Origin of the sequence: Streptomyces racemochromogenes (assembly GCF_039535215.1) — a bacterium.
GTDB classification, from domain to species: domain Bacteria; phylum Actinomycetota; class Actinomycetes; order Streptomycetales; family Streptomycetaceae; genus Streptomyces; species Streptomyces racemochromogenes.
Genome location: NZ_BAAAWT010000001.1, coordinates 7,341,239 through 7,367,660, shown reverse-complemented (window position 1 = coordinate 7,367,660; position 26,422 = coordinate 7,341,239). Strand labels below are relative to the sequence as shown.

At 69.4% G+C, this 26,422-nt stretch carries 13 protein-coding genes, 3 pseudogenes and 2 CRISPR repeat arrays; of the genes and pseudogenes, 9 read left to right on the top strand and 7 right to left on the bottom strand.

Features of this window, described 5'->3' with window-relative positions; genetic code table 11:
* Nucleotides 1-3: 3 nt before the first annotated feature.
* Nucleotides 4-1,542, bottom strand: coding sequence for a hypothetical protein (locus ABD973_RS34260; protein WP_345504244.1), 1,539 nt, complete (start codon nt 1,540-1,542; stop codon nt 4-6).
* Nucleotides 1,543-1,624: 82 nt separating this feature from the next.
* Nucleotides 1,625-1,897 carry a hypothetical protein gene (locus tag ABD973_RS34255; RefSeq protein ID WP_345504242.1) on the bottom strand — a complete coding sequence of 91 codons (273 nt, stop codon included), beginning with the start codon at nt 1,895-1,897 and terminating at the stop codon, nt 1,625-1,627.
* Between the two features lie 328 nt (nt 1,898-2,225).
* Here ABD973_RS34255 and ABD973_RS34250 point away from each other — a divergent pair.
* Together ABD973_RS34250 and ABD973_RS34245 are read left to right on the top strand one after the other, a co-directional pair.
* Nucleotides 2,226-2,426: pseudogene (locus ABD973_RS34250) on the top strand (IS5/IS1182 family transposase); the annotation flags it as partial.
* Between the two features lie 210 nt (nt 2,427-2,636).
* Nucleotides 2,637-3,113, top strand: a pseudogene (locus tag ABD973_RS34245) (IS5 family transposase); the annotation flags it as partial.
* A 657-nt stretch (nt 3,114-3,770) separates the two neighbouring features.
* On the opposite strand, the gene ABD973_RS34240 reads toward ABD973_RS34245, so the two are convergent.
* The 3 genes and pseudogenes from ABD973_RS34240 to ABD973_RS34230 all read right to left on the bottom strand — a co-directional run bounded on the left by ABD973_RS34240 (nt 3,771) and on the right by ABD973_RS34230 (nt 13,723).
* On the bottom strand, nt 3,771-4,133 hold the full coding sequence (locus tag ABD973_RS34240) for a hypothetical protein (protein ID WP_345504240.1): 363 nt from the start codon (nt 4,131-4,133) through the stop codon (nt 3,771-3,773).
* Between the two features lie 19 nt (nt 4,134-4,152).
* Nucleotides 4,153-7,961: direct repeats of the CRISPR family, unit length 29 nt; unit sequence GGGTTCATCCCCGCGTGCGCGGGGAGCAG.
* A 584-nt stretch (nt 7,962-8,545) separates the two neighbouring features.
* A pseudogene (locus ABD973_RS34235) lies at nt 8,546-9,376 on the bottom strand (IS5 family transposase).
* Between the two features lie 73 nt (nt 9,377-9,449).
* Nucleotides 9,450-11,674: a CRISPR direct-repeat array (repeat unit 29 nt; unit sequence GGGTTCATCCCCGCGAGCGCGGGGAGCAG).
* A gap of 1,086 nt (nt 11,675-12,760) precedes the next feature.
* On the bottom strand, nt 12,761-13,723 hold the full coding sequence (locus tag ABD973_RS34230) for an IS481 family transposase (RefSeq protein ID WP_345504238.1): 963 nt from the start codon (nt 13,721-13,723) through the stop codon (nt 12,761-12,763).
* A 1,465-nt stretch (nt 13,724-15,188) separates the two neighbouring features.
* On the opposite strand from ABD973_RS34230, the gene casA reads away from it, so the two are divergent.
* From casA to cas2e, 7 genes are read left to right on the top strand one after another with little or no spacing between them, the layout of a single operon-like run.
* Entirely contained in the window at nt 15,189-19,703 is a 4,515-nt protein-coding gene (casA, locus tag ABD973_RS34225; RefSeq protein WP_345504236.1) for a type I-E CRISPR-associated protein Cse1/CasA, read from the top strand.
* Nucleotides 19,700-20,431: a type I-E CRISPR-associated protein Cse2/CasB gene (gene casB / locus ABD973_RS34220; RefSeq protein WP_345504234.1), complete on the top strand. Its 732-nt coding sequence runs from the start codon at nt 19,700-19,702 to the stop codon at nt 20,429-20,431. The genes casA and casB overlap by 4 nt, the downstream gene beginning before the upstream one ends.
* Nucleotides 20,428-21,636 carry a type I-E CRISPR-associated protein Cas7/Cse4/CasC gene (gene cas7e, locus ABD973_RS34215; RefSeq protein ID WP_345504232.1) on the top strand — a complete coding sequence of 403 codons (1,209 nt, stop codon included), beginning with the start codon at nt 20,428-20,430 and terminating at the stop codon, nt 21,634-21,636. Before casB ends, cas7e begins: the two co-directional genes overlap by 4 nt.
* Nucleotides 21,633-22,382, top strand: coding sequence for a type I-E CRISPR-associated protein Cas5/CasD (gene cas5e / locus ABD973_RS34210; protein ID WP_345504230.1), 750 nt, complete (start codon nt 21,633-21,635; stop codon nt 22,380-22,382). The genes cas7e and cas5e overlap by 4 nt, the downstream gene beginning before the upstream one ends.
* On the top strand, nt 22,382-23,086 hold the full coding sequence (gene cas6e, locus ABD973_RS34205; RefSeq protein WP_345504228.1) for a type I-E CRISPR-associated protein Cas6/Cse3/CasE: 705 nt from the start codon (nt 22,382-22,384) through the stop codon (nt 23,084-23,086). Before cas5e ends, cas6e begins: the two co-directional genes overlap by 1 nt.
* 3 nt (nt 23,087-23,089) lie before the next feature.
* Nucleotides 23,090-24,055 carry a type I-E CRISPR-associated endonuclease Cas1e gene (gene cas1e, locus ABD973_RS34200; RefSeq protein WP_345504226.1) on the top strand — a complete coding sequence of 322 codons (966 nt, stop codon included), beginning with the start codon at nt 23,090-23,092 and terminating at the stop codon, nt 24,053-24,055.
* Nucleotides 24,052-24,399 (top strand): type I-E CRISPR-associated endoribonuclease Cas2e, encoded by a 348-nt coding sequence (cas2e, locus tag ABD973_RS34195; protein WP_345504224.1) that lies wholly within the window; start codon nt 24,052-24,054, stop codon nt 24,397-24,399. Before cas1e ends, cas2e begins: the two co-directional genes overlap by 4 nt.
* A 458-nt stretch (nt 24,400-24,857) precedes the next feature.
* Here the strand turns inward: cas2e and ABD973_RS34190 are convergent, their stop codons facing one another.
* Nucleotides 24,858-25,043, bottom strand: coding sequence for a hypothetical protein (locus ABD973_RS34190; RefSeq protein ID WP_345504222.1), 186 nt, complete (start codon nt 25,041-25,043; stop codon nt 24,858-24,860).
* 614 nt (nt 25,044-25,657) lie between these two features.
* Nucleotides 25,658-26,137, bottom strand: a complete 480-nt coding sequence (locus tag ABD973_RS34185; protein WP_345504220.1) for a hypothetical protein — start codon at nt 26,135-26,137, stop codon at nt 25,658-25,660.
* Between the last annotated feature and the right edge of the window lie 285 nt (nt 26,138-26,422).

Sequence of the window (26,422 nt, the reverse complement as noted above, 5' to 3'; positions counted from 1 at the left end):
GCCTCACTGTTTGGCTGACGAAGGCCTTCGCGCCGAGGACAGCAGTCGCCTCAGGGCAGGAAATCGCACGAGTAGAGGCGCTGCGTCTACCAGTGGGTGCGTGGGCCCGAGGACGGCAGTGAGGACGTCGCGCCAGTATTCCCCTACGGTCCGCTGGGCGTGGGTACGCGCGTCCACGGTGTCGGGCGTGGCGGTGTCGGGCAGGTATCGGCCTTCGACAGGCAGGTAGGGAACACCGGCCGCTCGAAGGGCACAGGTTCGGTGTTGTCCGTTCGTGAGGCTGTCGTGGTTGTCGTCCCAGCAGATGGGATCGTGCACCAGCGCACGAGCCCACTCACGGTCGGCTTCTTCGAGGTGCTCCATGGCGTACGCCGCTTGGGCGCGCTCGGGATCCCCCTCCAGCTCGGCAGCCGCAAGTTCGTTCGCGGCCTCGGCGATCGCGGTCCAGTTCCCTTGGTGGTAGGGGCAGGCAGCGAAGTCCTCCTGTGTCAAGCGGGTGAAGAGCTCCGCATGCGCTACTTGTCCGGCGTACCAGTCCTCCGGGTAGGTCTTCTCTATCGCTTCCACCCGCTGGAAATGAGAGCACTTGGACAGGCGGTGTGGCCACGGCAGGCGTGAGACCGCCACGGGGCGGATTCCCGTCACGCCGTTCAGGAAGAGGGCGCGGTCCGTGGGGTTGGAGAAGCTGCTGGGGTAGACGTCTGCTTCAGTTTCCGGGGCTGGCGGGCGCAGCGCGGCGTCTTTGCGCTGTTGATCATCCTTGTCGGGCACGATGGCGCCGTCGAACTGGAAGTAGGGCTTCTCGTGCCAGGGCCCGTCCAGGTCGTTGCGTAGCCGTTCCGGGTTGGGCACGACCAGTACCCTCACGGTGGTCTCCGGAAGGACCAGTACGCCTGAGATGCCGTAGACATTGGCCAGCGTGACCTTGCCTCTCGCCCAGTCGGGGTCAGCAAGGAGGGCTGGCAAAGCGCTGCCCTCGATGTGGGCAATCCACTCCACCCGCCAGAAGCCCTCGTCGAAGCCCATGTCCTCGGCGGGGAACCTGCAGTCCTGTGTCTGCAGGTAGTCACCGACGCACAGGGCACTGGCTGGCTTTTCGAAGGTCATCGGCCTGCGTCCGACCTCGCAGCCACGGCTCGATCGGATCGCTTCCGGCCTGGGAGCTTCATCGCGGCCCCACGCGGGCGCCGTCGCCGCCTTCCCTCCGACGAACATAGGCGTCGCCTCCGGCCATGTCGGGTGGAGACGGTCCCACCTCTGCCGTTCCTCGTCGATGGCACTGGCAGCGTGATGGTCTCCCGCCCGCAGGAGAACAGGACCGGGCATGCCCTGGATGCGAACCCCCACCATTCGCCTCACGGTGCGGTCAAGGCCGAAGCCGTCACCGGAGAGAACGAAGCCGGGACGCTCGATGTGCTCCACGTGCTCGATGCGCGCGTAGTACTCGCCCTCGCGTGGGCCGTCGGCGTTGAATCGCGCAAATCCGGTCCGTATGTAGTCGCCCGGCAATAGCTGCTGTGCCCGGTGGACCTGCCTCATCATGAACCCTCCCTCGTGAGAGAGCCGGGCTGGGCCCGTCTCTCTCCTGCCGCTCGGCACCCGATACGAGCCCTGCTCAGCACCCCTAACGGACCACCGTCGTACGCGGAAGCAGCGTGCGCAGCAGCTGCGCAGTCTCGGCCTCCATGTCCACTCCCCCACCGAGGCCCTCGTTGATCCGGGCTAGCCGCGCGGCGGCTTCGCGGAGGGCGTCCACCTCTCCGGCGGCGTGATGGGCCAGGAAGACCTGCCGGTGCAGGAGTTCGTTCTCCTCGGCCGCGAGGAGGCCCTGGTGCGCGGCCCAGAGCGCACCGGCGTAGTCGGCGGCTTCCCGGCGGCGGGTGGACAGCTGGGGCATCGGGCCTCGCCCGCGCACGCCCTATCGGCACGGGCTACCCCCACCCTAACCGGCGTTCGGGGCCGGCCTCCGCACGATCCGGCCTACCGTGGTCTCGTGCTTCCCTTCACCCCGGACACCGCGCCGCTGTGCATGATCCCGTGGGGGATCTGCCCCGACCACGGCCCCACCCTCACCTCCAGCGCGGGCAAGTCCTGGTGCCACTTCCCCGAATGCGGCCGCCGCTGGGCGTACGACCGGCTCGACCAGCCGTGCGCCGAGTGGGCCACGCGCACGGTCACCGACACGGCGGGCGGCTCCCTCACCGCCTGCGCCGTTCACGCCGATCAGGCACCGCCTGCGGCGGGGCCGCCAGGGCGGCCGTCCACCGGGATTCGATGCCGAGGCATACAAGCAGCGGAACACCGTCGAGCGGTGCATCAACCGCCTCAAACAGTGGCGCGGCCTGGCCACACGATGCGACAAACTCGCCATCGCCTACCAGGCCCCCCTCCACCTCGCCGCCATCCTCATCTGGGCACGACGATGACCGCGCTAAAGGCCCAGGGCATGGGTAAAGGCCGAGAATGTGGGCGTGACCAGGCGCCACTCGCACTGGCGGCGGTTCGTCCAGAAGTCGCTGCCCACCACGCGGGGATCGGAGCGATTGGTGCGGTAGTCCAGCGCCAAGGCCACGTCGTCCCCAGCGTGGCGGGGCCCGTCAAAAGGGGCTCCGGCCGGCGAGCCGGCCGACCATGCCCTCGGACGCTCCCGCGGCGGACTGACGACGAAGGTCCACCTCGCCGCTGACGGCCGGTGCAGGCCGCTGGCGTTCGTCATCACGCCTGGCCAGGCCGGTGATGCACCCGCATTCGCGCAGGTCATGGCCTGTTTGAGGGTGCCCCGGCGGACCGGGCGTCCCAGGACCACGCCGGATGCGGTCCTGGCGGACAAGGCCTACTCGTCCCGGGCGATCCGCCGCCACCTGAGGCGGCGCGGGATCCGGGCGGTGATCCCGCAGCCCGCCGACCAGGCCGCGAACCGCAATCGCCTCGGCCGGTTCGGCGGCCGTCCGCCGGCCTTCGACCGCGAGGCCTACAAGCAGCGGAACACCGTCGAACGGTGCATCAACAAGCTCAAACAGTGGCGCGGCCTGGCCACCCGCTATGACAAGACCGCCACCATCTACCTCGCCGGACTCCACCTCGCCGCCATCTTCATCTGGTCAGCGAGGTGATCCGCAGGAAACGTCCTAGGCGAAGTCGACCGGTCTCGGTCAGCGGGGCATTACGGTGGGGCACGGGGGCCTCCTCGGATCCGTGTAGATGTCGCAATCCACACCGAACCCGGAGGCCCTCACCCATTTCAACAACCCAGCACGCGTGTCACCAACGTCCCCGGACAACACACCTAGGCCCACCCCGGAACGTCCCTGGACGCCATCAAGATGGAACACGGCCAGCCGATGGGAGGATGGGACAGGATGGAGGCACCACACGAGTGGATGAACCGGGTTTTCCCCTCCCTGTGGTGACGGCGCGGTTCACCCGCGGGCTGGCGCCGTCCTGCGCCGGGCGGCGCGCTGCATCCAGTAGATGCCGCCCTCGATGTGGTCCTCCGTCGCCCGGTCGGCAGCCGTGCCGTGGTCGGGGCAGCAGGGCCTCGGGGTAACGCCGCCGCAGGCATGCGGTACGCACCCGCACCCCGCGCTCGCGCCGGAGTGCAGCACCGCGTGGTGGGCCACTCCCCCGAAGCGTGCGGCCGTTCCCCGCAGGGCTGCGGGCCAGGCCAGCTCCACCAACAGCCCGCCCGCCCCCGGCTGCTCCCGGGCGGCGATCCGCAGGGAGCCCAGGACCGCCAGCGGCCGTACCCCGCACCGTCAGCCGCCCCACACTCACGGTCGCGCCCCCGTCGAGCAGCACTGCGAGTGCGTCGGCGTCCTCGGGCGTGGTCCAGCCGGAAGGCGGTCCTCCCCGGCCGCGTCCTCGACCAGGACCAGCGCCGCATCCTCGAACCGGACCGTCCACGACCGGGACCCGGTCCCGCGCAGCACCAGCACCCCCTCCTGCGCACCGGCGGGAACGGTCAGCTTCCCTACTGCGCGCAGCCAGGCCACCACCGCGCCCCGGTCGAACACCGCGCCCACACCCGCGCCGGCACCCTGCGCCGGGGCCGGAAAGCCGGGCAGGGCCCGGCGCCAACCCGCCAGCGTCGCACGGCTCACCCCGACGATCCGGGCGGCCTCCGCCAACGACACCCTGCCCGCACCGGGCCGTGGGCTCATCCCCGCAGGCGCGGGGAGCAGGCGGTGTCAATGGCACCCGGGTCCCAGTGGTCGGGTTCATCCCCGCGGACGCGGGGAGCAGCTGCGGGTGAGCGCCCGCAGCGCGGGGACCTCGGGTTCATCCCCGCAGGCGCGGGGAGCAGGATTCGGGCGGCTACGGGTTGGGTGGGGTGGGGGCATCCCCGCAGGCGCGGGGAGCAGCGGCCAGGTCGCCCATCCACCGGTCGCCGGTGGGGTTCATCCCCGCGTGCGCGGGGAGCAGGCCCGCGTTGCCTCCGCTGATCTCGCGGCGCAGGGTTCATCCCCGCGTGCGCGGGGAGCAGCGGGCGAACTCCCGGACGGGCACATCGGCGCGGGGTTCATCCCCGCGTGCGCGGGGATCAGCCGCGCGGCCGGTCCCCGGTACGCCGGAGCCGGGGTTCATCCCCGCGTGCGCGGGGAGCAGCCGCGCGGCCGGTCCCCGGTACGCCGGAGCCGGGGTTCAACCCCGCGTGCGCGGGGAGCAGATGATGGTCTCGGTGCTCGCGGCGGTGCTGGAGGGTTCATCCCCGCGTGCGCGGGGAGCAGCTTTGCCATCAGGCCACCTGCTCCCAGAGGTCGGGTTCATCCCCGCGTGCGCGGGGAGCAGGCTGTTAGGCGTCACCGGTTGCTGCGGGGGCCGGGTTCATCCCCGCGTGCGCGGGGAGCAGATCCTCGGCGCGGCGTTGGTGGTGGCCCTCGGGGGTTCATCCCCGCGTGCGCGGGGAGCAGGGCACCATCGCCCCTGCCCTGCTGCCGCCCGGGGGTTCATCCCCGCGTGCGCGGGGAGCAGCCCCGTGTGGGGTCGGTACAGCCACTGCCTGTGGGTTCATCCCCGCGTGCGCGGGGAGCAGCTTGAGGTAGTCGTGGGGGTCCATCGCCGGCCGGGTTCATCCCCGCGTGCGCGGGGAGCAGCGCGACATCAGCGTGTACGCGGGGAGCACGCCGGGTTCATCCCCGCGTGCGCGGGGAGCAGCCGATCAGGCTGTACTTCCCGATGATCGTGCCGGGTTCATCCCCGCGTGCGCGGGGAGCAGTTTCTCTGCGATAGCCAGAGAGAGGTATCCCGGGGTTCATCCCCGCGTGCGCGGGGAGCAGCTCGCACCGGTTGTCGGGCAGCGCCGGGCCGAGGGTTCATCCCCGCGTGCGCGGGGAGCAGCCGGCCCCGGAGGCGGTGAATCAGGCGGTGTACGGTTCATCCCCGCGTGCGCGGGGAGCAGCGACGCCCAGCCGGCCACACGCGTGGCCTGGCGGGTTCATCCCCGCGTGCGCGGGGAGCAGTGGTCATGGCCGCCTCACTTGCTGGAGACGTCGGGTTCATCCCCGCGTGCGCGGGGAGCAGCGCCGACTCGGGAACCCTGGGTCGGGCAATGAGGGTTCATCCCCGCGTGCGCGGGGAGCAGGAGGCCCTCGAGGAACTGGTGGGCGAGGGCGAGGGTTCATCCCCGCGTGCGCGGGGAGCAGGCCTTGTCCGCCCTGACCGGCCAGCCCGAGCAGGGTTCATCCCCGCGTGCGCGGGGAGCAGCGATCTGGATGCAGACGCGGCCGGTGCGATTGGGGTTCATCCCCGCGTGCGCGGGGAGCAGGTTCGGAGACCACCTACGCCGCTGGAGCGTGAGGGTTCATCCCCGCGTGCGCGGGGAGCAGTTGGCTGCGTCGAGGTAGAAGTTGCGCAAGGCGGGTTCATCCCCGCGTGCGCGGGGAGCAGACGTCCACGAGCCCGGCGAAGTGGTCGGCTGGGGGTTCATCCCCGCGTGCGCGGGGAGCAGCCCATGCCGTTGCGGCGCCGGATCCCGGACCGGGGTTCATCCCCGCGTGCGCGGGGAGCAGGAGTTCTCCCTCACGGTCACGGGCACCGTGTGGGGTTCATCCCCGCGTGCGCGGGGAGCAGGGCACAGGGATGCCTTTCGGTGGCTTCGGAGCGGGTTCATCCCCGCGTGCGCGGGGAGCAGGATCACACCGGTGCGCACCAGGGCTTCGGTCAGGGTTCATCCCCGCGTGCGCGGGGAGCAGTCGGCCGCCGGGGGTTCGCCGACTTCGGCGGAGGGTTCATCCCCGCGTGCGCGGGGAGCAGTCGGCCGAAGTCCCCGCGGAAGCCATCCTCGCGGGTTCATCCCCGCGTGCGCGGGGAGCAGCCCGAGGAGGATCTTCTCCCGCTCCACCGCGTGGGTTCATCCCCGCGTGCGCGGGGAGCAGCCTGATTCTCGAATCTCGTCGGGGTCGACGCTGGGTTCATCCCCGCGTGCGCGGGGAGCAGCCCTTTTGATCTCCCGGAGCCGCGCCAAGGGCGGGTTCATCCCCGCGTGCGCGGGGAGCAGACCGCCGAGGCGTTCGCGGGCCAGACGGACGGGGGTTCATCCCCGCGTGCGCGGGGAGCAGACATCCGGGGGCTGGCGTCGTCGTTGGTCTCGGGGTTCATCCCCGCGTGCGCGGGGAGCAGACCTTCCACTTCGTCATCCGGCGGCGAACCTCGGGTTCATCCCCGCGTGCGCGGGGAGCAGCACCTGCTCCGGGACGCCTCCGACTGGGAGGAGGGTTCATCCCCGCGTGCGCGGGGAGCAGGAATTCCTCCGGGCTGAGGATGCGGATGCCCAGGGTTCATCCCCGCGTGCGCGGGGAGCAGACGAGAACCCCTGGACCCTGGACGGTCCGGGGGGGTTCATCCCCGCGTGCGCGGGGAGCAGGCTTCCTTCAGCGACCGCACGTGGGTGGCGACGGGTTCATCCCCGCGTGCGCGGGGAGCAGCGCAGCGCCTTGAGGGCTGCGTTCTGCGGGGCGGGTTCATCCCCGCGTGCGCGGGGAGCAGTACTGCACGTCGTCGTCGACCACGGCCAGGCCGGGTTCATCCCCGCGTGCGCGGGGAGCAGACCGGCTTCGGCGTCTGGGGCGCCGTCGACTGGGGTTCATCCCCGCGTGCGCGGGGAGCAGTATCTTGCTGAACGCATGAAGGTCGGCGAGCAGGGTTCATCCCCGCGTGCGCGGGGAGCAGGTCCGGTGCTTGGATCGGGTGTCCCGGGGTCCGGGTTCATCCCCGCGTGCGCGGGGAGCAGACCACGTCCAGGCTGAGGCCCGCCTTACGGCTGGGTTCATCCCCGCGTGCGCGGGGAGCAGGACATCAACCTGTCGCTGGTGCCGGTGGCCGCGGGTTCATCCCCGCGTGCGCGGGGAGCAGCTCGTCGGTGGCCTTGGACAGGTCACCGCCCAGGGTTCATCCCCGCGTGCGCGGGGAGCAGGTATTGACGGCAACGGCGACGGCCGGCGCAACGGGTTCATCCCCGCGTGCGCGGGGAGCAGCCTGATGTCCTCGCGCTCCCCGATGACCGCGAGGGTTCATCCCCGCGTGCGCGGGGAGCAGCCAGCGCGTCACGGCCCCGTCGTCGATCGCCGCGGGTTCATCCCCGCGTGCGCGGGGAGCAGGATCTCGTCGAGGCCGACGGGCTCGCTGTCGAGGGTTCATCCCCGCGTGCGCGGGGAGCAGTCACGTCGATCACATCTCCGGGCCGTGGCGCCGGGTTCATCCCCGCGTGCGCGGGGAGCAGAGGGTCACTCACCGCCCCGCACCCCCACGGACGGGTTCATCCCCGCGTGCGCGGGGAGCAGGAAGGCGACCGACCGTCGCTGGGCGGCGTCGAGGGTTCATCCCCGCGTGCGCGGGGAGCAGACCTCGACTACACCGAACTCGAAGCGGACGCCGGGTTCATCCCCGCGTGCGCGGGGAGCAGTTCACCGTCAACGGCGCGTCGGCCGACAACCAGGGTTCATCCCCGCGTGCGCGGGGAGCAGATTCACTGACCTGGGACTCTACGGCGAGCACAGGCAGTTTTACACCCCTTCAAACGACTCCGACAAAACGGCCTAAAAGCCCACATAAGAGGAACCTTGAACGCCGACGAGCTCCACGCCGCGTGTACACGGAAATGGACGTCGCCACCGACTCCGCGGCCGCGCAGGCAGACCCATCCCCGCCAGCGCGGGGAGCAGTCGGCCAGGTTGACGTAGATGGTGTCGAAAACGGTGTCATCCCCGCAGGCGCGGGGAGCAGCGGGCGACGGTCCCTACACGGCGCTGGCGCTGGGGTTCATCCCCGCCTGCGCGGGGAGCAGGAGCCGTCCTTCCGGATCTACCGGCTGAGCCAGGGTTCATCCCCGCGGACGCGGGGAGCAGGCCTAGAGCGGCGCGGGCGCCCAACGTGGGTTCATACCCGCGAAAGCGGGGAGCAGTTTCACTCGTCGTCGCCAAGGACCCCTTGCTCGGGAACATCCCCGCAGGCGCGGGGAACAGGGCCTGGTGGAGCACCGCGGTGTGGGAGCGGAGGGTTCATCCCCGCGTGCGCGGGGAGCAGCTCCCTAGGAGTTGTCGTCAAAGTGTCAGGCCCACATCAGGAGCGATGCGAGGGTGACGGCTGCTTTGTAAGACTGGGAGGTCTTGTCGTACCGGGTGGCGATGCCGCGCCATTGCTTGAGGCGGTTGAAGCACCGTTCCACAACGTTGCGGTGCTTTCAGACCTCGCGGTCGAAGGCCGGCGGGCGACCGCCCAGGCTGCCCCGCCGGGCCCGGTTCGCGATCTGGTCGGACCGCTCGGGAATGGTGTCGGCGATGCCCCGGCGCCGCAGCCAGGTGCGGATCGCCCTGGAGCTGTAGCCCTTGTCGCCGATGTCGTGCTCTGGCCTGATCCGGGGCCGGCCCGGCCCGATTCGGGGCACCCGTATCGCGTCCATCACGGCGGTGAACTGGGTGCAGTCGTTGGTGTTCCCACCCGTCAGCACGAACGCGAGCGGACGGCCGGAGCCGTCGCAGGCCAGGTGGATTTTGCTGGTCAGCCCGCCTCGGGAACGTCCGAGTGCCGGGGGCCAGAGCCCCCTTTTCGGGCTCCGGCGGCGTGCTGGTGGGCGCGGACGATGCTGGAGTCAACCGACACCAGCCAGTCGATGTCACCGGCCGCGTCGGCTTGCGCCTGCACGGCCTGAAGCATCCGCTCGAACGTCCCGTCCGCGCGCCCACCTGCGGAAACGGGTGTGGAGGCTGGCCCATGACCCGGATCGCTCGGGCACATCGCGCCATGCGACGCCGGTGCGGAACTTCCACACGATCCCGTTGAGGACCGTCCGGTCGTCCAGCCGAGGCCGCCCCAGCACAGGCTGGGGCAACAGAGGCTGCACAAGTTCCCACTCGGCATCGGACAGTTCATGGCGGCGTATCACGACTCCATGATCCGCGACCCAAGATCACTTTGACGACAGACCCTAGCCCGGACGGTTTGCCGGGCCGTCTGGGTTCATCCCCGCGAGCGCGGGGAGCAGGATGGCGCGCAACTGTCGACCTTTCGCAGGTGGGGTTCATCCCCGCGAGCGCGGGGAGCAGGAAGCGTACGCCGCAGGCGACATACGGGAGCTGGGTTCATCCCCGCGAGCGCGGGGAGCAGGACGGTGGCACCTGGCGGAGTCCTGCCCGTCAGGGTTCATCCCCGCGAGCGCGGGGAGCAGAAAGGTCAGCCCCCACGCTTCGGCGTGGGGCGGGTTCATCCCCGCGAGCGCGGGGAGCAGCCGGCCTACGAGCCGTTCCCCGGCTCCAGCTGGGGTTCATCCCCGCGAGCGCGGGGAGCAGTGGGACACGACGGCGTCGAGGATGCCCGTGATGGGTTCATCCCCGCGAGCGCGGGGAGCAGCTCTCGGGTCGGGGCGGTCACGACTCGCCGCCGGGTTCATCCCCGCGAGCGCGGGGAGCAGTCATCGGTGACCTTCAGGCAGTACCGGCCGGGGGGTTCATCCCCGCGAGCGCGGGGAGCAGTCGGTCATCGTCATCGGGGGGTCCTCCAGGGTGGGTTCATCCCCGCGAGCGCGGGGAGCAGTTGATGTCCCGGACGTATCCCTCTGTCTCCCCGGGTTCATCCCCGCGAGCGCGGGGAGCAGTCGAGCTTGACCGCGCCGAAGTCGATGGTGGTGGGTTCATCCCCGCGAGCGCGGGGAGCAGGCAATGGCGCCGTCGGTGTACGTCTTCGCGGCGGGTTCATCCCCGCGAGCGCGGGGAGCAGCCCGTCTGTGCCAAATTGATGCTGGAGGTCTTGGGTTCATCCCCGCGAGCGCGGGGAGCAGTTGTCCGCCCGTGCCCCCGGCGGCCAATCATCGGGTTCATCCCCGCGAGCGCGGGGAGCAGTTGGGCTTCTTCACGTATCGTCCGCGGCGCTTGGGTTCATCCCCGCGAGCGCGGGGAGCAGACGGTCGGTCATCGGTGGCCTGCCTTCCAGCAGGGTTCATCCCCGCGAGCGCGGGGAGCAGCGCCTGTCGATTTCGTATCCGATAGGCGGTGAGGGTTCATCCCCGCGAGCGCGGGGAGCAGCGGTCAGCGGCCGAGGTGTGCGGAGATCTGCGCGGGTTCATCCCCGCGAGCGCGGGGAGCAGCGGATGAGGTAGTCCGCAAGGTCTTTGACGTGGGGTTCATCCCCGCGAGCGCGGGGAGCAGCGCGATCCGGCCGCTGTCGCCGAACTGGTCTCGGGTTCATCCCCGCGAGCGCGGGGAGCAGTTCCTGGTCAGCACCACCAGCAGGAACTTCGAGGGTTCATCCCCGCGAGCGCGGGGAGCAGCTGCCCGGCGTCACTCCGCTGGTCGTCAGCGGGGGTTCATCCCCGCGAGCGCGGGGAGCAGCCCTGCTTCTGCGACTTCCGCGAGGACATCGGGGGTTCATCCCCGCGAGCGCGGGGAGCAGCGGCGGCGGCCGTGGGCTGGCAGGCCGGGAAGGGGTTCATCCCCGCGAGCGCGGGGAGCAGCGGAACGCCTCCTGCTCCTCGGGGGTGCACTGGGGTTCATCCCCGCGAGCGCGGGGAGCAGTCCTGAGCCCGACCACGACGCCGTACTGCCTCGGGTTCATCCCCGCGAGCGCGGGGAGCAGCTTCCACCTTCGACACCAACACTGCCGGCCGCGGGTTCATCCCCGCGAGCGCGGGGAGCAGTCGCGCGCCAGCACTGCCTTGGTGCCGCGCTTGGGTTCATCCCCGCGAGCGCGGGGAGCAGCCGTTTCCGCCCCCCATGTATCCGAAGCGTCGGGGTTCATCCCCGCGAGCGCGGGGAGCAGCCAGGGCGTCCTGGCCACGGCCGGAATCCTGGGGGTTCATCCCCGCGAGCGCGGGGAGCAGTGCGGCCAGACCAGGCCGTCATCCCGGGACGCGGGTTCATCCCCGCGAGCGCGGGGAGCAGGAGCTGACCGCGCTGGATCTTCTGCCAGACCGGGGTTCATCCCCGCGAGCGCGGGGAGCAGTTTGGAAGGTCGGACCGCATTACGTGGACGTCGGGTTCATCCCCGCGAGCGCGGGGAGCAGCGGACGGCGAACTTGCGAAGCTGCGCGCCCGTGGGTTCATCCCCGCGAGCGCGGGGAGCAGTTCCCGCCTTTGGGAAGCGAGTACACCTGGCGGGGTTCATCCCCGCGAGCGCGGGGAGCAGCTCGGGTCCAGCAAGCCGAACGTGAACCGGGCAGGTTCATCCCCGCGAGCGCGGGGAGCAGAGTCACTGACCTGGCACCCTATGGCCAGCACAGCCAGTTTTGCACCTCTTCAACCGAGTCCGACAAACCGACCTAAACGCCCGTTTAAATGGAGCCCAGGACGCCAGCCGAGCGTCACCCGCCCGCACACGAAGAAGGCCTCGTCGCCGACTCCGAGACCGTGCAGGCGGGCCCATGGAGCAGTCCGGGTCTCCCTCGCCGTCCACCCACTGGGAGGTTCATCCCCTAAGGCGCGGGGAGCAGCGGCTCTCCTTGCCGAACGAGACGCCATAGGTGGGTTCATCCCCGCAGGCGCGGGAAACAATCAGCGCCGCCGGCCCTGACCCTGACGGCCCAAGTTCACCCCCGCGGACGTGGGGAGCAGGCCGCCTCGTCGGTGGTCCGCCCGGCCGGTCGGGTTCATCCCCGCCTGCGGGAGGAGCAGGGCGTCACCCGCTGCTACCTGCGGATCACCCCATGGTCATCCCTGCCTGTGCAGGGAGCAGGAGGCATGGCCCGGTAGCGCGCCGGGAGGGCGGGTTCATCCCCGCGGGCGCGGCAAGCTGTCGGGTCGCCCAGGTTGTACCCGAACCACTTGGGTTCATCCTCGCGGACACGGGGGGGGGAAGCGTCCTTCCGGATCTACCCCCTTTCCCAGGGGTCATCCCCACGGATTCGGGAAGCAGTTGCTCAAGCCGCCCATCGCCAGCTTCACGCAGGGGGCATCTCCTCGTGCGCGGGGAGCAGCCCGACCTCGCGCTGGAGGCCCGGGGGCAGGTCGGGTTCATCCCCGCCTGAGCGGGGCAGAGTCGCAGACCTGGCACGCTACGACAAGGGCAGCCAGTTTCACATTTCTTCAAACGACTCCGACAAACTGACCTAAAGGCTGCATAAGAGGAGCCAAGGACGCCGGCTGAGCTTCACCCCGCGCGTACACGGAGAAGGACATCGCCACCGGCTCCGAGACCGTCCCCGCAGGCGTACAGAGCAGTTCTCACCGACCGTGCGGGGCTCACATCACTCGGATTCCCTGCGGGCGCGGGGAGCAGTCCTCGAACTCGTCCGCGTCCGCCCACCGGGGTTCATCCCCGCAGGCGCGAGGAGCAGCTAGGTGTGTTGTCCGGACAGGTTGGTGCCGCGGCTGGCGGGTGTTTGGCCGCTGATGCCGGTGTGGGGTCGGTGGTAGTTGTACCAGTGCAGCCAGTCGGTGAACGCTTCCATCCGCTCACGGTCTGAGGTGTAGGGCCGCTGGTAGGCCCATTCCTCGAGCAGGGTGCGGTGGAAGCGTTCGACCTTGCCGTTGGTCTGGGGCCGCCAGGGCCGGGTCCAGCGCGGTTGGATGCCCAGGTCACAGCAGGTCTGCCGCCAGGTGTTCTTGCTGTAGGCCCAGGCGTTGTCGGTCAGGGCCCGTTCGACGCGGATGCCTTGTGCGGCGAACCAGGCGGTGGCGCGTGTGAGGAAGGCGGCGCAGGTGGGTGCGGTCTCGTCGGGCAGGTCTTCGGTGTAGGCGAGGCGGGAGTGGTCGTCGAGGGCGGTGCGGAGGTAGGCGTATCCGGCGCCGTTGCGGCGGTCCTTGTTCGGGCTGCCGGCGGCCCGGCCGAGGGTTTGGTGGCCGCCGCCGTCGGGGATCCGGCCGAGTTTCTTGACGTCGATGTGGACCAGTTCGCCGGGCCGGGCGCGTTCGTAGCGGCGGACCACTTCGCCGGTGGCCCGGTCCAGGGCGGCCAGGGGCGGCAGGCCGTTGCGGACGAGGATGCGGTGGGCGGTCGAGGGCGCGATGCGGCAGCGGACCGCCAGCCGTAGCGGGCCGATCCGGTGCTCGCGCCGCAATCGCAGCACCTCGGCCTCGACCTCGGCCGCCGTCCTGCGGGGCTGGTGGTGCGGGCGGCTCGAGCGGTCACTCATTCCGGCGACGCCCAGCGCACGGTAGCGGCCGGCCCAGCGGGCCGCGGTCGTGTGGCTGACCTGGAAACGCTCGGCCGCTCGGCGCACGGGCCAGCCGTCATCGACGACACAACGGGCCAGGCGAAGTCGCCCGGTCTCGGTCAGCGGGGCATTACGGTGGGGCACGAGGGCCTCCTCGGATCCGTGTAGATGTCGCAATCCACACCGAACCCGGAGGCCCTCACCCATTTCAACAACCCAGCACGCGTGTCACCAACGTCCCGGAACAACACAGCTAGGCCGTGTACAGCTTGTTCCGGGCGATCTGGGGTTCATCCCCGCAGGCGCGGGGAGCAGAGGTCCTGTCCGAGGGGTCCGGAGTCGAGCGGGGGTTCATCCCTTCGAGCGCGGGGAGTAGTCATGCGACCCCATCGGCCGCACCGGCGACACTGATCCATCCTCGCGAGAGCGGGGAGCAGGCCGTGCCACCGGTCCTCGTCTCGCAGGAAGTTGGGGTCATCCCCGCATGCACGGGGAGCAGCCCTACATGCACACCGAGGAGGGGGCGGGCGCGGGTTCATCCCCGCAGGCGCGGGGAGCAGTCGTTGACCGTGCCCGGGGTCCGGGTTCGAATCGGGTTCATCCCCGCATGCGCGGAGAGCAGACCTTCTCCCCGGCGTGCTTGCTCCGGGTCGGGGGTTCATCCCCGCGAACACGGGGAGCAGTCGTACAGCGGGGTGGAAATCCGGCTGCTTCAGGGAGCACCCCTGCGGGCGCGGGGAACGGTCCTTCTCGCCCAGCAACTGAGCTGACACGTTGACAGATCACAGAGTCGCAACCGGGTTCGTGTGTGACTCAGCGATCATTGCCGACACATGGAAACCGATACGACCGAACTGGCCCCCGGATCGACCAGGCTCAAAACCAACCGGCTGGCGACTGCCTTCCACTAGGGTGCCACGTGTTCACGCTCAACGATTCGTTCGCTCTGCTCCCTGCCTGGCGGGGATGATCCCTGTGCGTGTTCACGTCGAGTTGCAGTCGATCGCTGCTCCCTGCCCCTGCAGGGATGGACAGACCAGCCGACCCCCAGTGCGTACCTCATCGGCTTCGCAACTGTGCTTCTTCACGTCGAAAACTTCTCAACACGCCTTGTGGGAAAGGTGCTTGAGGCTGAGCTTCAAGGTGTACGGTGACGCTCGCGACAGGCCTCATCTCCACCAGGCCCGTCCCGCGACACCCAAAGAAGCAGGCCGAACCCGTGTCCCTGAGAAGACGTAACGGGTCCGGCCTGAGCACTCCCAAAGGAGCTCAATCATGTTAACTCCCCAGAACCCCCAGGTCAGCAGCGGGCAGCAACCACACTTGTGGGTGCTGCCCGTTCTCGTTGCCGTGCTGGCCGGCGGGGCCGGCTCTCAGCTGCCCCTAGACGTCGGTGTCCGAGTCGGCGTGGTGATCGTGATCGTGATCGCTGTCGTTCGCGGTTCACTCCGGCGAGGGATCGCGTAGCAGCAGCGTTCGGGACATGGTGGGGCTCGATCCGTTCGTCAGGGGCCCTGTTGCTCGATCAGCGCAGCAGGGCCCGTTCGACGGGCGTCATCGTGCGTCCCGCCGGTAACGCGCCGAACAGTGGGGTCTGGGGAGGAAGCCGATGCTGGAAGCAACACCGCCACAGTGGGGCGCGCAGCTCACGGCTGCGGCACGCAGTGTGTGGGCCAAGGATCAGCGGAAGACGGAGAAGTGGCTGCCGTTGTGGCGTCACATGGCGGATGCCGCGGCTGTGGCGGGGCGGCTGTGGGACGAGTGGGTTCCGCGGCAGGTGCGTGAGCTCGTCGGGGGTGATCTGCCGGGCGGGGACGACGACGCGCGGTCGCTGGCTGTGTGGCTCGCCGCCGTTCACGACATCGGAAAGGCAACGCCGGCCTTTGCCTGCCAGGTCGATGTCCTGGCTGGCCGGATGGTTGAACTCGGGCTGGAGATGCCGACTCTCAAGCAATTCGGGGACCAGCGGCGTCGCGGGCCGCATGGGCTGGCTGGACAGGTGCTCTTGGAGGAGTGGCTCAAGGAGCAGGGCTGGCCGACTCGTAACGTGATGGCGTTCGCGGTGGCCGTGGGCGGGCATCACGGGGTGCCCCCGGCGCATGAGCAGATTCACGATCTGCGCCGGCACAGCGAGCTGTTGCGGACGCCGGGGTCCAGTGAGGGGCTCTGGCGAGCGGTGCAGGGCGAGTTCTTGGACGCGTGTGCCAGGGAGTACGGGGTTCGTGAGCGGCTGCCCCAATGGAAGCATGTGAAGTTGTCGCAGCCGGTCCAGGCCGTTCTGTCAGCGGTGGTGATCGTTGCTGACTGGATCGCCAGCAATCCGGAGCTCTTCCTGCTTTTCCCAGAGGACCGGCACCGTGATGAGGCCGGCCGGATCGAAGCGGCGTGGCGCGGGCTTGGCCTGCCGCGGCCCTGGGCCGCGCAAAAGCCGGTGGGTACGGCGCAGGAGTTCTTCGCTGCGCGGTTCGGTCTTTCGTCCGTGCGTCCGCTGCAGGAGGAGGCTGTCCGTGTCGCCCGGGAGACGGACGGGACGGGGTTGATGATCGTTGAGGCGCCGATGGGCGAGGGGAAGACAGAGGCCGCGCTTGCCGTGGCGGAGATCTTCGCAGCGCGGTCGGGGGCCGGGGGGTGTTTCGTCGCTCTGCCGACTCGTGCCACGTCAAACGCAATGTACGGGCGGGTGAGGCAGTGGTTGGAGCGTCTGCCGGGTGAGGTAGATCTGGCTGTGTACCTTGCTCACTCCAAGGGCCCGCTCAATGACGAATTCGCGAGGGACATGCGAGCAGGTGCCCGCACGGTCGCGGCCGTCGACCTGGATGCGGTGGCTGATGTCGCAAGCTCCCGCCGCGAAGACACGTGCGCGGCCGCCGGGGAGATCATCGCTCATCAATGGCTCCGGGGCCGGAAGAAGGGCATGCTCGCACCCTTTGTCGTCGGCACCATCGACCAGTTGTTGTTCGCAGGGCTCAAGAGCAGGCACCTGGCGCTGCGGCATCTCGCCCTCGCCGGGAAAGTGGTCGTGATCGACGAGGTCCACGCCTACGACGCCTATATGAACGAGTACTTGGAGCGCGTGCTGTCCTGGCTCGGGGCGTACCGGGTGCCTGTCGTCATGTTGTCCGCCACCTTGCCCCCAGGGCGCCGACGGCAACTCGCACAGGCCTACGCAGGTGAAGCCGATGCGCGCCCTGAGCTCGCGTCGGCTGACGCGTACCCACTGATCAGCATGATCGCCCCCGGCCGGAGCTCCGTTGTCAGCACGCCGGCACCCGCCGCGGGCCGCCGCACGGAGGTCGTGGTGGAGCAGCTCGGAGACGACCTGGGTGTGCTCGCGGACCGGCTGGATACCGAACTCGTCGGTGGTGGCTGTGCGCTGGTGGTGCGCAACACAGTCGATCGTGTGCTGCAGGCGGCGGAGGTGCTGCGGGAGCGGTTCGGCGCCGAGGCTGTGACGGTGGCGCACTCTCGTTTCCTGGACCTGGACCGGGCATGTAACGACGACCGGCTCGTGGCCGACTTCGGTCCCGCGGGTGCGCGGCCGGCGGGGCCTCACGTCATTGTCGCCAGCCAGGTCGCAGAGGCTTCACTCGACATCGATTTCGACGTGCTGGTCACCGACCTGGCTCCGGTCGACCTCGTCTTGCAGCGCATGGGGCGGCTCCACCGGCACCAGCGCGGCCCGGGCCAGCAAGACCGTCCGGCTCGCCTTCGGGTGGCGCGGTGTCTGGTCACGGGCGTCGAATGGGGAACGGTGCCCCCGACGCCGGTGAGCGGTTCGGTGTCCGTCTACGGCCACCACGCCCTGTTGAGGTCCCTTGCCGTGCTGCACCCGTATTGGGACGTGCGGCCGGTGGTCCTCCCGGACGACATCAGCCAGCTGGTGCAGAGCGCCTACGCGGAGCGGCTCGATGCGCCCGGGCAGCAGTGGGCCGAGACGATGGCCGGCGCGCTCGCGGAGCACGGGGTCACGGTTGCCAAGCAGCAGCGGGCTGCGCAGGTCTTCCGGATTGACGAGGTCCGCAAGCCGGGGCGGTCTCTGGTGGGCTGGATCGACGCGGGGGTGGGTGACGCGGACGATACCCGGGCCGGCCGGGCGCAGGTGCGGGACAGCGATGAGAGCTTGGAGGTCCTGGTCATCCAGCGGCGCCGCGACGGAACGTACGCGACGTTGCCGTGGCTGGACCGGGGCCGGGGCGGTCTGGATGTACCGGTCGATGCGGTGCCGACCTCTCGGACGGGGCGTGCGATCGCGGCGAGCGCGCTGCGTCTTCCGTACCACTTCTCCAAGCCTTGGGTGATCGACCGTGCCATCGCGGAGCTCGAAGAGTTCGGGCCCAAGGCGTGGCAGACGCCGGAGTGCCATTGGCTGGCCGGCGAGCTGGTGCTGGTCCTGGACGAGGACTGTCAGACCCAGCTGGCAGGCTTCGAGGTGCGGTACAGCAAGGCCGACGGCTTGGTGGTCAAACCGGCTGGGGCCAAGGACGTGAGGTTGGTGAAGGGTGTGCCTGGTTTCGACTTAGTCTCCCGCCCGTGGTTGCCCGTCCAGCTCTGCGACGGGAGTGCGACGGAGCTTTCGTTGAAGGAGGTCTTCGCGCGTGCCGGCGAGGTGCGTCGGCTGGTGGGGGACGTGCCGTCGCAGGAGTTCGCCCTGATCAGGCTCCTGCTGGCGGTGCTGCACGATGCGGTGGAGGGTCCTGAGGACCTCGATGCCTGGCAGGAGTTACACGAGGACCCGGAGCCGTTCGCTCGGGTGCCGGCCTATCTCGATCGTCATCGCGACAGGTTCGACCTGCTGCACCCTGATCGGCCTTTCTTCCAAGTGGCGGGCCTGAGGACGGCGAAGGACGAAGTCGCCTCGCTCAACCGCATCGTCGCCGATGTTCCCAACAACGACCCCTTCTTCACCATGCGGCAACCCGGGGTGGAGAGCCTGCCGTTCGCGGAAGCGGCACGCTGGGTGGTTCATGCCCACGCCTTCGACACCTCCGGCATCAAATCAGGCGCCGTGGGAGACTCCCGGGTCAAGGGCGGCAAGGGCTACCCGCAGGGAGTCGGCTGGGCCGGCAACCTGGGGGGTGTCTTCGTCGAGGGTGACACCCTGCGCCAGACGCTGCTCCTCAATCTCATTGCGGCCGACGCGAGCGCGCTCACCGTCGACAAGGACGACAGGCCGGCCTGGCGCCGGGAGCAGTGCGGTCCGGATGTACAGCAGGGGCTGGAATCCCGGCCGACCGGCCCGCGTGACCTGTACACGTGGCAATCCCGTCGCATCCTCCTGCACCACGACGGCCGGGCCGTGCACGGCGTGGTCCTCTCCTACGGCGATCCCTTGCCAGCGCCTGGGCAGCACAGGTACGAGCCGATGAGCGGCTGGCGCCGCAGCAAGCCCCAGGAGAAGAAACTGGGCCGCACGCCGGTCTACATGCCCCGAGAGCACGATCCGGCAAGGGCTGCCTGGCGCGGCCTGGCCTCGCTGCTCATGTCCGAGGCCGAGGCGGTCTCCGGGGCCCGGAATGAGCCGCCTGCCGGCCTGCGGGCAGGAGTGCTGAAGTGGGTCGCGGAGCTGACCGGCGAGGGTCTGCTGCCTTGGGACACGCTGATCAGACCCCGCTTGATCGGTGCGAGGTTCGGTACCCAGCAGTCGGTGATCGATGAGGTCGTCGACGACAGCCTCACGATGTCGGTGGTCCTGCTGCACGAGCAGGACCAGCGGTATGCGACCGAGGCCGTGGGTGCGGTCGAGGACAGCAACGCCGGCGTCGGCGCTCTGGGCGACCTGGCAGCCGACCTCGCCCGGGCGGCGGGACGCGATCCTGAGGCGCCGCGTGATACGGCCCGGGACCTGGGATTCGGTGTGCTGGACGGCCCGTACCGGCAGTGGCTGGCCCACCTGGGCAGCGCGCAGGATGCGGGAGCGGCGCGGCGGACGTGGCAGGTGACGGCCCACCGGATCCTGTGGGAGGCAGCCGACCGGCACCTGGCGGCCGCGGGAACGGCCGGCTGGCTGGACAACGCCGCTGCCGAACGGGTCTTCCGGGCCCGGCTCAACAGGGCCTTCCCACTGCGCCACGACCCCAAGCCACATCCGGACACGGCCGCCACCAGCGAAGGAGTCACCACATGACCGACACCGTGCCGGCGGTACCGGCACCCGCCAAGCCCAAGGACGCGCCCTCGGCACCCGCCAGAGAACTCACCCCGCTGCGCCAGGCCGTCAGCGGGCACATCCAGACGCTGCAGACGGGATACCTGGGGAACCACTCCGAGGCCGTGCAGGCTCTCGCACGCCTGAGGCGGGGCGTGGGCCGTCAACCCACGCAGACACCGGATCTGTGGGGGCTCGTCGGCGTCGAGGCATTTCACGCGGCGTACCTCGCCCGACGCGGCCGGCCTGCCCCGGACGCCGATGCGGTCCGTGCCGAGCGGGCCGCGCACATCGCCGTCACTCTGTGGGCCGTGCACCAGCAGTCCAACCGGTCCAAGCGCATGCACATCTCTGGCGGGCCCTCAATGGGAACGGCCGTCCGCCGGCTGATGTCTGGAGGCGATGCCGACGATCCTATCCGCAAGAGGCTCGTGCGCGCGGGGACCTCCAGCACCCTTGACGTACTGGCCAGCAGGCTGCGGGAGCTGGTCACACTGCTGCGCACGGCAGAGGTCCCCCTCGACTACGGGCTGCTCGCCGAGCAGTTCGACCTGTGGCAGCGGCCCGGCGGAGCAGACCAGGTCCGTCAGACGTGGGGACGAGGTTTCCACGCCGCCAGTACTCCGGCCGCCCGTTCGGCCAACGATGCGAACGCCCCCGCCGCGCCGCCCCAGAACGCAACGAATGAGATGAGGGAAAGCGAATGACCCGCACCATCCTCGACGTGCACATCCTGCAGACCGTCCCGCCGAGCAACATCAACCGGGACGACACCGGCGCCCCCAAAAGCGCCGTCTACGGCGGAGTGCGCCGCTCCCGCGTTTCCAGCCAAGCGTGGAAGCGGGCTACCAGGAAGGCCTTCGACGACTTGCTCGACCCGGCCGAGCTGGGGGTGCGGACGAAGAAGGTTGTCGACGCGCTGACAGGGCGGATCACCACGCTCGAACCCTCCGTGACGCCCGAGCAGGCATGGCCCATGGCAGCCGAACTCGTCCAGGCGGCCACCGGCGCGAAGATCGAGGCGCCCACCCGCAAATCCGGTGGGAAGGACGCCAGCGACCAGGGCCCGGAGGGACAAGCACCCCAGTCTTCCTACCTGCTCTTCCTGAGCGCTCACCAGCTCGACGCACTGGCGAAGCTGGCTGTCGAAGGCATCGGCAAAGGTGCCGAGCCCAAAGTGTTCGTGAAGGAGAAGGAGGTGAAGGCGCGCGCCAAGCGGAGCGCCTCCACCCACCACTCCGTCGACATCGCACTGTTCGGGCGCATGGTCGCAGACGCCGCCGACATCAACGTGGACGCAGCTGCCCAGGTCGCCCACGCCCTGAGTGTCCACCCCGTGGACATGGAGTCCGACTACTTCACCGCCGTAGACGATAGCAACACCAGCGCGGAACCCGGAGCCGGGATGATCGGCACCGTCGACTTCAACTCCGCCACGCTCTACCGCTACGCCGCCGTGGACGTGGACCTCCTCGCGAAGAACCTCGACGCCGGCCTCACGGACGCGGAACGCATGGGCGAGCCGGTCCGCAGGGCTGTCGAGGCGTTCATCGAAGGGTTCGCCATGTCGATGCCCACTGGCAAGGCCAATACCTTCGGCAACCACACCCTCCCGGACGCCGTGATCGTCAAGCTCCGCTCGTCCCGGCCCGTCAGCTTCGTAGGCGCCTTCGAGAAGCCCGTCATCCACCATGAGACCGGCGAAGGACACGTGCGGGCAGCCTGCAAGGCCCTGGCAGAGCACATCCCCGCCATCGAGAAGACCTTCGGCGCCACGGCCGACGCCACCTGGATCCTGCGCGTCGGGGAGCCCACCGCCGACCTGGCCCCTCTGGGCACGCCCGTCGACCTGCGGCCGCTGATCACCGAAGTGGGCCAGGCCATCGCCGACCGCCTCCGGAAGCAGGCATGAACAGCGTCCTATTCCTGCGGCTGGCTGGCCCCCTGCAATCGTGGGGGGCCTCGGCCCGCTTCGCCCGACGCACCACCGAGACCGCCCCGACAAAAAGCGGGGTGATCGGGCTCCTCGCCGCGGCCCTCGGACGTGACCGCACCGCCGACCTCACCGACCTAGCCGCCCTGCTCTTCGCCGTCCGCATCGACCAGCCGGGCACCCGCCTACGTGACTTCCAGACCGCGCACCACGCAGACACCGACAAGGCGATGCCGGTCTCGGAGCGCTTCTACCTCGCCGACGCAGTCTTCGTCGCCGCACTCGCCGGCGACGACACCCTCATCCGCACTCTGCACACCGCCCTACAGGCTCCCGTCTATCTCCCCTACCTCGGCCGGCGCTCGTGCCCGCCCCAGGGACCACTCGACCTCGGTGTGATGGACACCGACGATCCGGTCCAGGCTCTCTCGGCGCAGGAGTGGCAGGCTTCCGACTGGTACCGCGAACAACGCCGCCGCGACCGCACCGTCACCCTGACCATCCTCGCCGAAGACACGGCTCACTCCCCTGTCGGCGACATGCTCAGGGACCAGCCGATCAGCTTCGACCCACGCCACCGCCGCTATGCCCTGCGCAGCATGACCTCCACCCAGACCGAGGTCCTCAACCCCCGCTACACCCCGGCGGTCCGCAACCGGCACGCTCCCCTGCCCGTCCCTCGGCACGAACCCGAGGCCCTACTGTCCCCCATGGACGGTCCCTGATGCACCTGACCCGCTTCCGGATCAACACCGCCCGCCAAGGTGCCCGCCACCTCCTGGCCTCACCCCAACGCCTCCACGCCGCGGTCATGTCCTCCTTCTCCCAGACCCTGCCCAGCGACACGGACCGGCCGCGGACCCTCTGGCGACTCGACCGCAACGCCAAGGCAGAGGTGCTGCTCTACATCGTCAGCCAGGAACGCCCGGACCTGACCCACCTCGTAGAGCAGGCCGGCTGGCCCACCACCGCCTCCTGGCAGACCTACGAGTACGGAGCCTTCCTCAGCGGACTCCGCGCCGGCGACACATGGGCTTTCCGCCTGACCGCCAATCCTGTGCATCAGATCCGACGCAAGGACGGCGAACCCACCAAGCGAACTGCGCACGTGACCCCCCGGCACCAGATGGGATGGCTGCTCGGACGACAGGAAGCAGCCGGCTTCCGCATCCTGGCCACGCCCCCCGAGCGGCGGCGGCTGCCGCAGGGCGATGAGCACCAGCTGGCAGTACGCGACGAACACAGGCTCAACTTCGAGAAGGCCGGCCCCCCGGGAGGCCCGCGCAATCGCGTCCCTCTCGTGACCGTCACCTTCGACGGTCGCCTTGAAATCACCGACCCCGACGCCCTCCGGCGAACCCTTACCCAGGGCCTTGGCAAAGCGAAGGCGTACGGCTGCGGCCTGATGACGCTCGCCAAGGCCGGGTGAAACATGACGACCACAGTCGCTCAACGCCCCCCAGTGTCCCCCCGTGAACTCACCCGCGTCGCGGAACGCATCTCCTTCATCTACCTCGAACGGTGCACGATCCACCGCGAGGACAACGCCATCACGGCCGAGGACGCCGACGGAACCACCCACATACCGTCAGCAACCATCGGGACCCTCCTCCTCGGACCCGGCACTCGCATCACCCACCAGGCAATGAGCGTGCTCGGCGAAAGCGGTGCCGCCGTTGCATGGGTCGGTGAACAAGGCATCCGCTACTACGCCGGCGGCCGCTCCCTCAGCCGCTCCGCCACCCTCGTCGAAGCCCAAGCCACCCAGTGGGCGAACCAGCGGACTCGCCTGGAGGTGGCACGCGCCATGTACCGGCTACGCTTTCCGGACGAAGATCCGGCCGGGTTCAGCCGGCGGGAACTCCTCGGGCACGAAGGCCGCCGAGTCAAAGACTGCTACCGCCTTCACGCACAGCGCACCGGAGTGCCCTGGCGTGGTCGGCAGTACGTCCCCGGTGACTTCAACGCCGGCGACGCCCCCAACCAGGCCGTGACTGCGGCCGCTCAGTGCATGTACGGGATCGCGCACGCCGTCGTCGCAGCTTTGGGTTGCTCTCCCGGCCTCGGTTTCGTGCACTCCGGGCACGAACTGTCGTTCGTCCTCGACGTGGCCGATCTCTACAAAACGGAGATCGGCATCCCCGTCGCATTCGACGTCGCCGCCGAGAGCGGCGAGGACGTCGGTTCACGGACACGACGCACACTGCGGGACAGGATCAACAAAACCCGTCTGCTCGACCGATGCGTCGACGACATCAAAGGGCTACTGCTGGCCCGGCAGCCCAAAGGCCAGGCAACCACAGACCCCGCGGAAGGCCACGATCAGGTCACGCTCCGCTCCGACCGTGATGTCACGGTACCCGCAGGCCGAAACTACGCGGAGGCAATGACCTGGTGACCGTGATCGTCCTGACACAGTGTCCCATCGGGCTGCGAGGCTTCCTCACCCGTTGGCTCCTTGAGATTTCACCAGGCGTCTTCATCGGCGGACCCTCGGCAAGAGTCCGGGAGGCGCTGTGGGCGGAGGTACGCCAGTACGCGGGAAACGGTCGGGCACTGCTGGCCTACAGCACCGACAACGAGCAGGGCTTCGCCTTCGACACTCATGACCACAAGTGGAATCCGACTGACCTCGAAGGCATCACACTGATCCACCGCGCGAGCGACCGCCGATCCGCCGCCTCACCGACCACCCGAGGCTGGAGCAAGGCCGCGAAGCGACGACGCTTCGGAAGCGGATAGCGAGCCAGGGACCCGCCGCCGCTGGAACCCCAGGTCAGCAACTCTGCTACCAGCACCTGCGGGAGCGTTCCCAAGCGTTCCGCGGCTACGCTCATTCCCCTTCCTGCTCCCCGTGCCTACGGGGATGTTCCCACTTCTGCGGGGCTCGTCACACCACCTCATCAACTTCACTGACCTTCTGCTCCCCCGCGCCTGCGGCCGACGTACCGACTAAGCACAGAGTCGACCCAGCTCCCGAGTACACCGCCATTAACACGAAGGTGGCGGCGGAGTGAACGTTCATCTCGGCCCGTACCGACGAGGAGGAGCGGGTCCGGCTCTCGCGGTCGACGGCACGGCTCCCCCAAGCTGAGCCTGGAGTGAACGGCTCCCCGGGGTACCGGCCTGAAGCTGACGCTGCACGTCGGCGGGAAGGCCTCCGGGGGCCGGTCAGGCCACTGCGACCTGGAAAGCCGCTCTCACGGTCGCGACAGGCCCGCCTCGGGGTCGCCACGCCGGATCATCGGCGCCGTACGCCGTGAACGCAGGGGCGAGAGGGAGAACCTCGACGCACGGATCTCCCCCAGGTCCAGCACCGCGGCCTCACCCTGGAAATCGGCGGGCCGCTTGCAGCTGAGGGTGGCGGGCATCACCTCGCTCGACACGATGTCGGAGTACCAGTCGAACCGATCTCCCGGTGCGATTCCGGCCGTTGACACCACTGACCACATTCAACACTCCTTGAGGGACTTTTTCGACGAAGCCAGGATGCAGCAGACGAACGCCGTCGGCGCACGCTGACCATGCGGACCGGCCCTCTCCCAGCGCTCGGTCGGCCGGCTGCTGCTACGGAACGTCGCCCCGTCAAGGTACCGGCGGGGGTCGACTGCGTGCCCTTCGGGTTCGCAGTCGGACCGGCCGCCGGAGCCGTTGTGGCCCGGCCGTGGCCCACGTGTCGACGGTCATGCAATTCCCCACGTTCGGAGCCTTGAGCGTCACGTAATTCCCCACCCGCGTGGTCACGTTTCCCCATGGGGGCGGTGGTCGACCTCAACAGCTGGCAGCGTTTGACTCCCGGTTCGTCTTCCCCATTTCGGGTGGTTTGGCCGTTGAGTCGCCTTCCCTTTCGATTCCTCGCCTTTCCCCATGGGCATGCCGGAGCCGGGTTGAGGTCCTGACCATCTCGGAGCTGCAGTCGTCCCTCGGCCTACGGGCCGAGAGGTCAACGGACACACGGGATGGCAAGGAGGACGTTCGCCGTGGTCGACATCATCGAGATCTACGTCCACTGGTACGCGGGCCGCTCAAAGAGCCAGGTCGGGGCTTCCTTGGGCCTGGACCGCAAGACGGTCCGGAAATATCTGCGGCCAGCGGAGGACGCCGGGATCACCCCGGGCGGGCCACCGATGGGCGAGACAGACTGGGCCAAGCTGATCAAGAAGAGGTCGGGCCGGTCCACGGCCGTTCGCAGGTTGTCCGGCACCAGTCGGCGAGGGATCCCGCCGAAGTAGCGGAACGCTTCGACGTGTGTCTCGGTCCAGACGTTCTGGTCCATGTAGATCACCGGGCGTACGAACATGTGCCGCGAGCACGGCAGCACCATCACGAATGCCCAGATCCGGTGGCGTTTCCCGGTGCCCGGGTTGATCCACTGGCCGAGGAAGCCGTAGTCGATCTGGGCTTCCGAGCCCGGCTCGACCTCGTCCCACAGCACTGTGACCCGTGTCCTGGCCGCCTCGTCGGGCAGGTTTTCGTGCACCCACCGCCGGAAGGACGACAAGGACGCCTTCAGCTTGTGCTCGTCGCGCAGTCGCTGATGGATCGTGGTGACGGTGGTGGTCTCGAGCAGGCTCTTGATGTAGTCGCGATGGTGCTCGATCTCCGGCCAGGTGATCTGGTTCAGCCGCCGACTCGCCAGCTCCGGAAACCAGCTCTACGACCCGAAGATCAACAAGTCATACAGCGAACTCGCCTCCTACTACGGGACCCTGCCGGACCCGGCCAGGGCCGCGCATCCGAAGGACAAGCCGCGGGTCGAACGGCC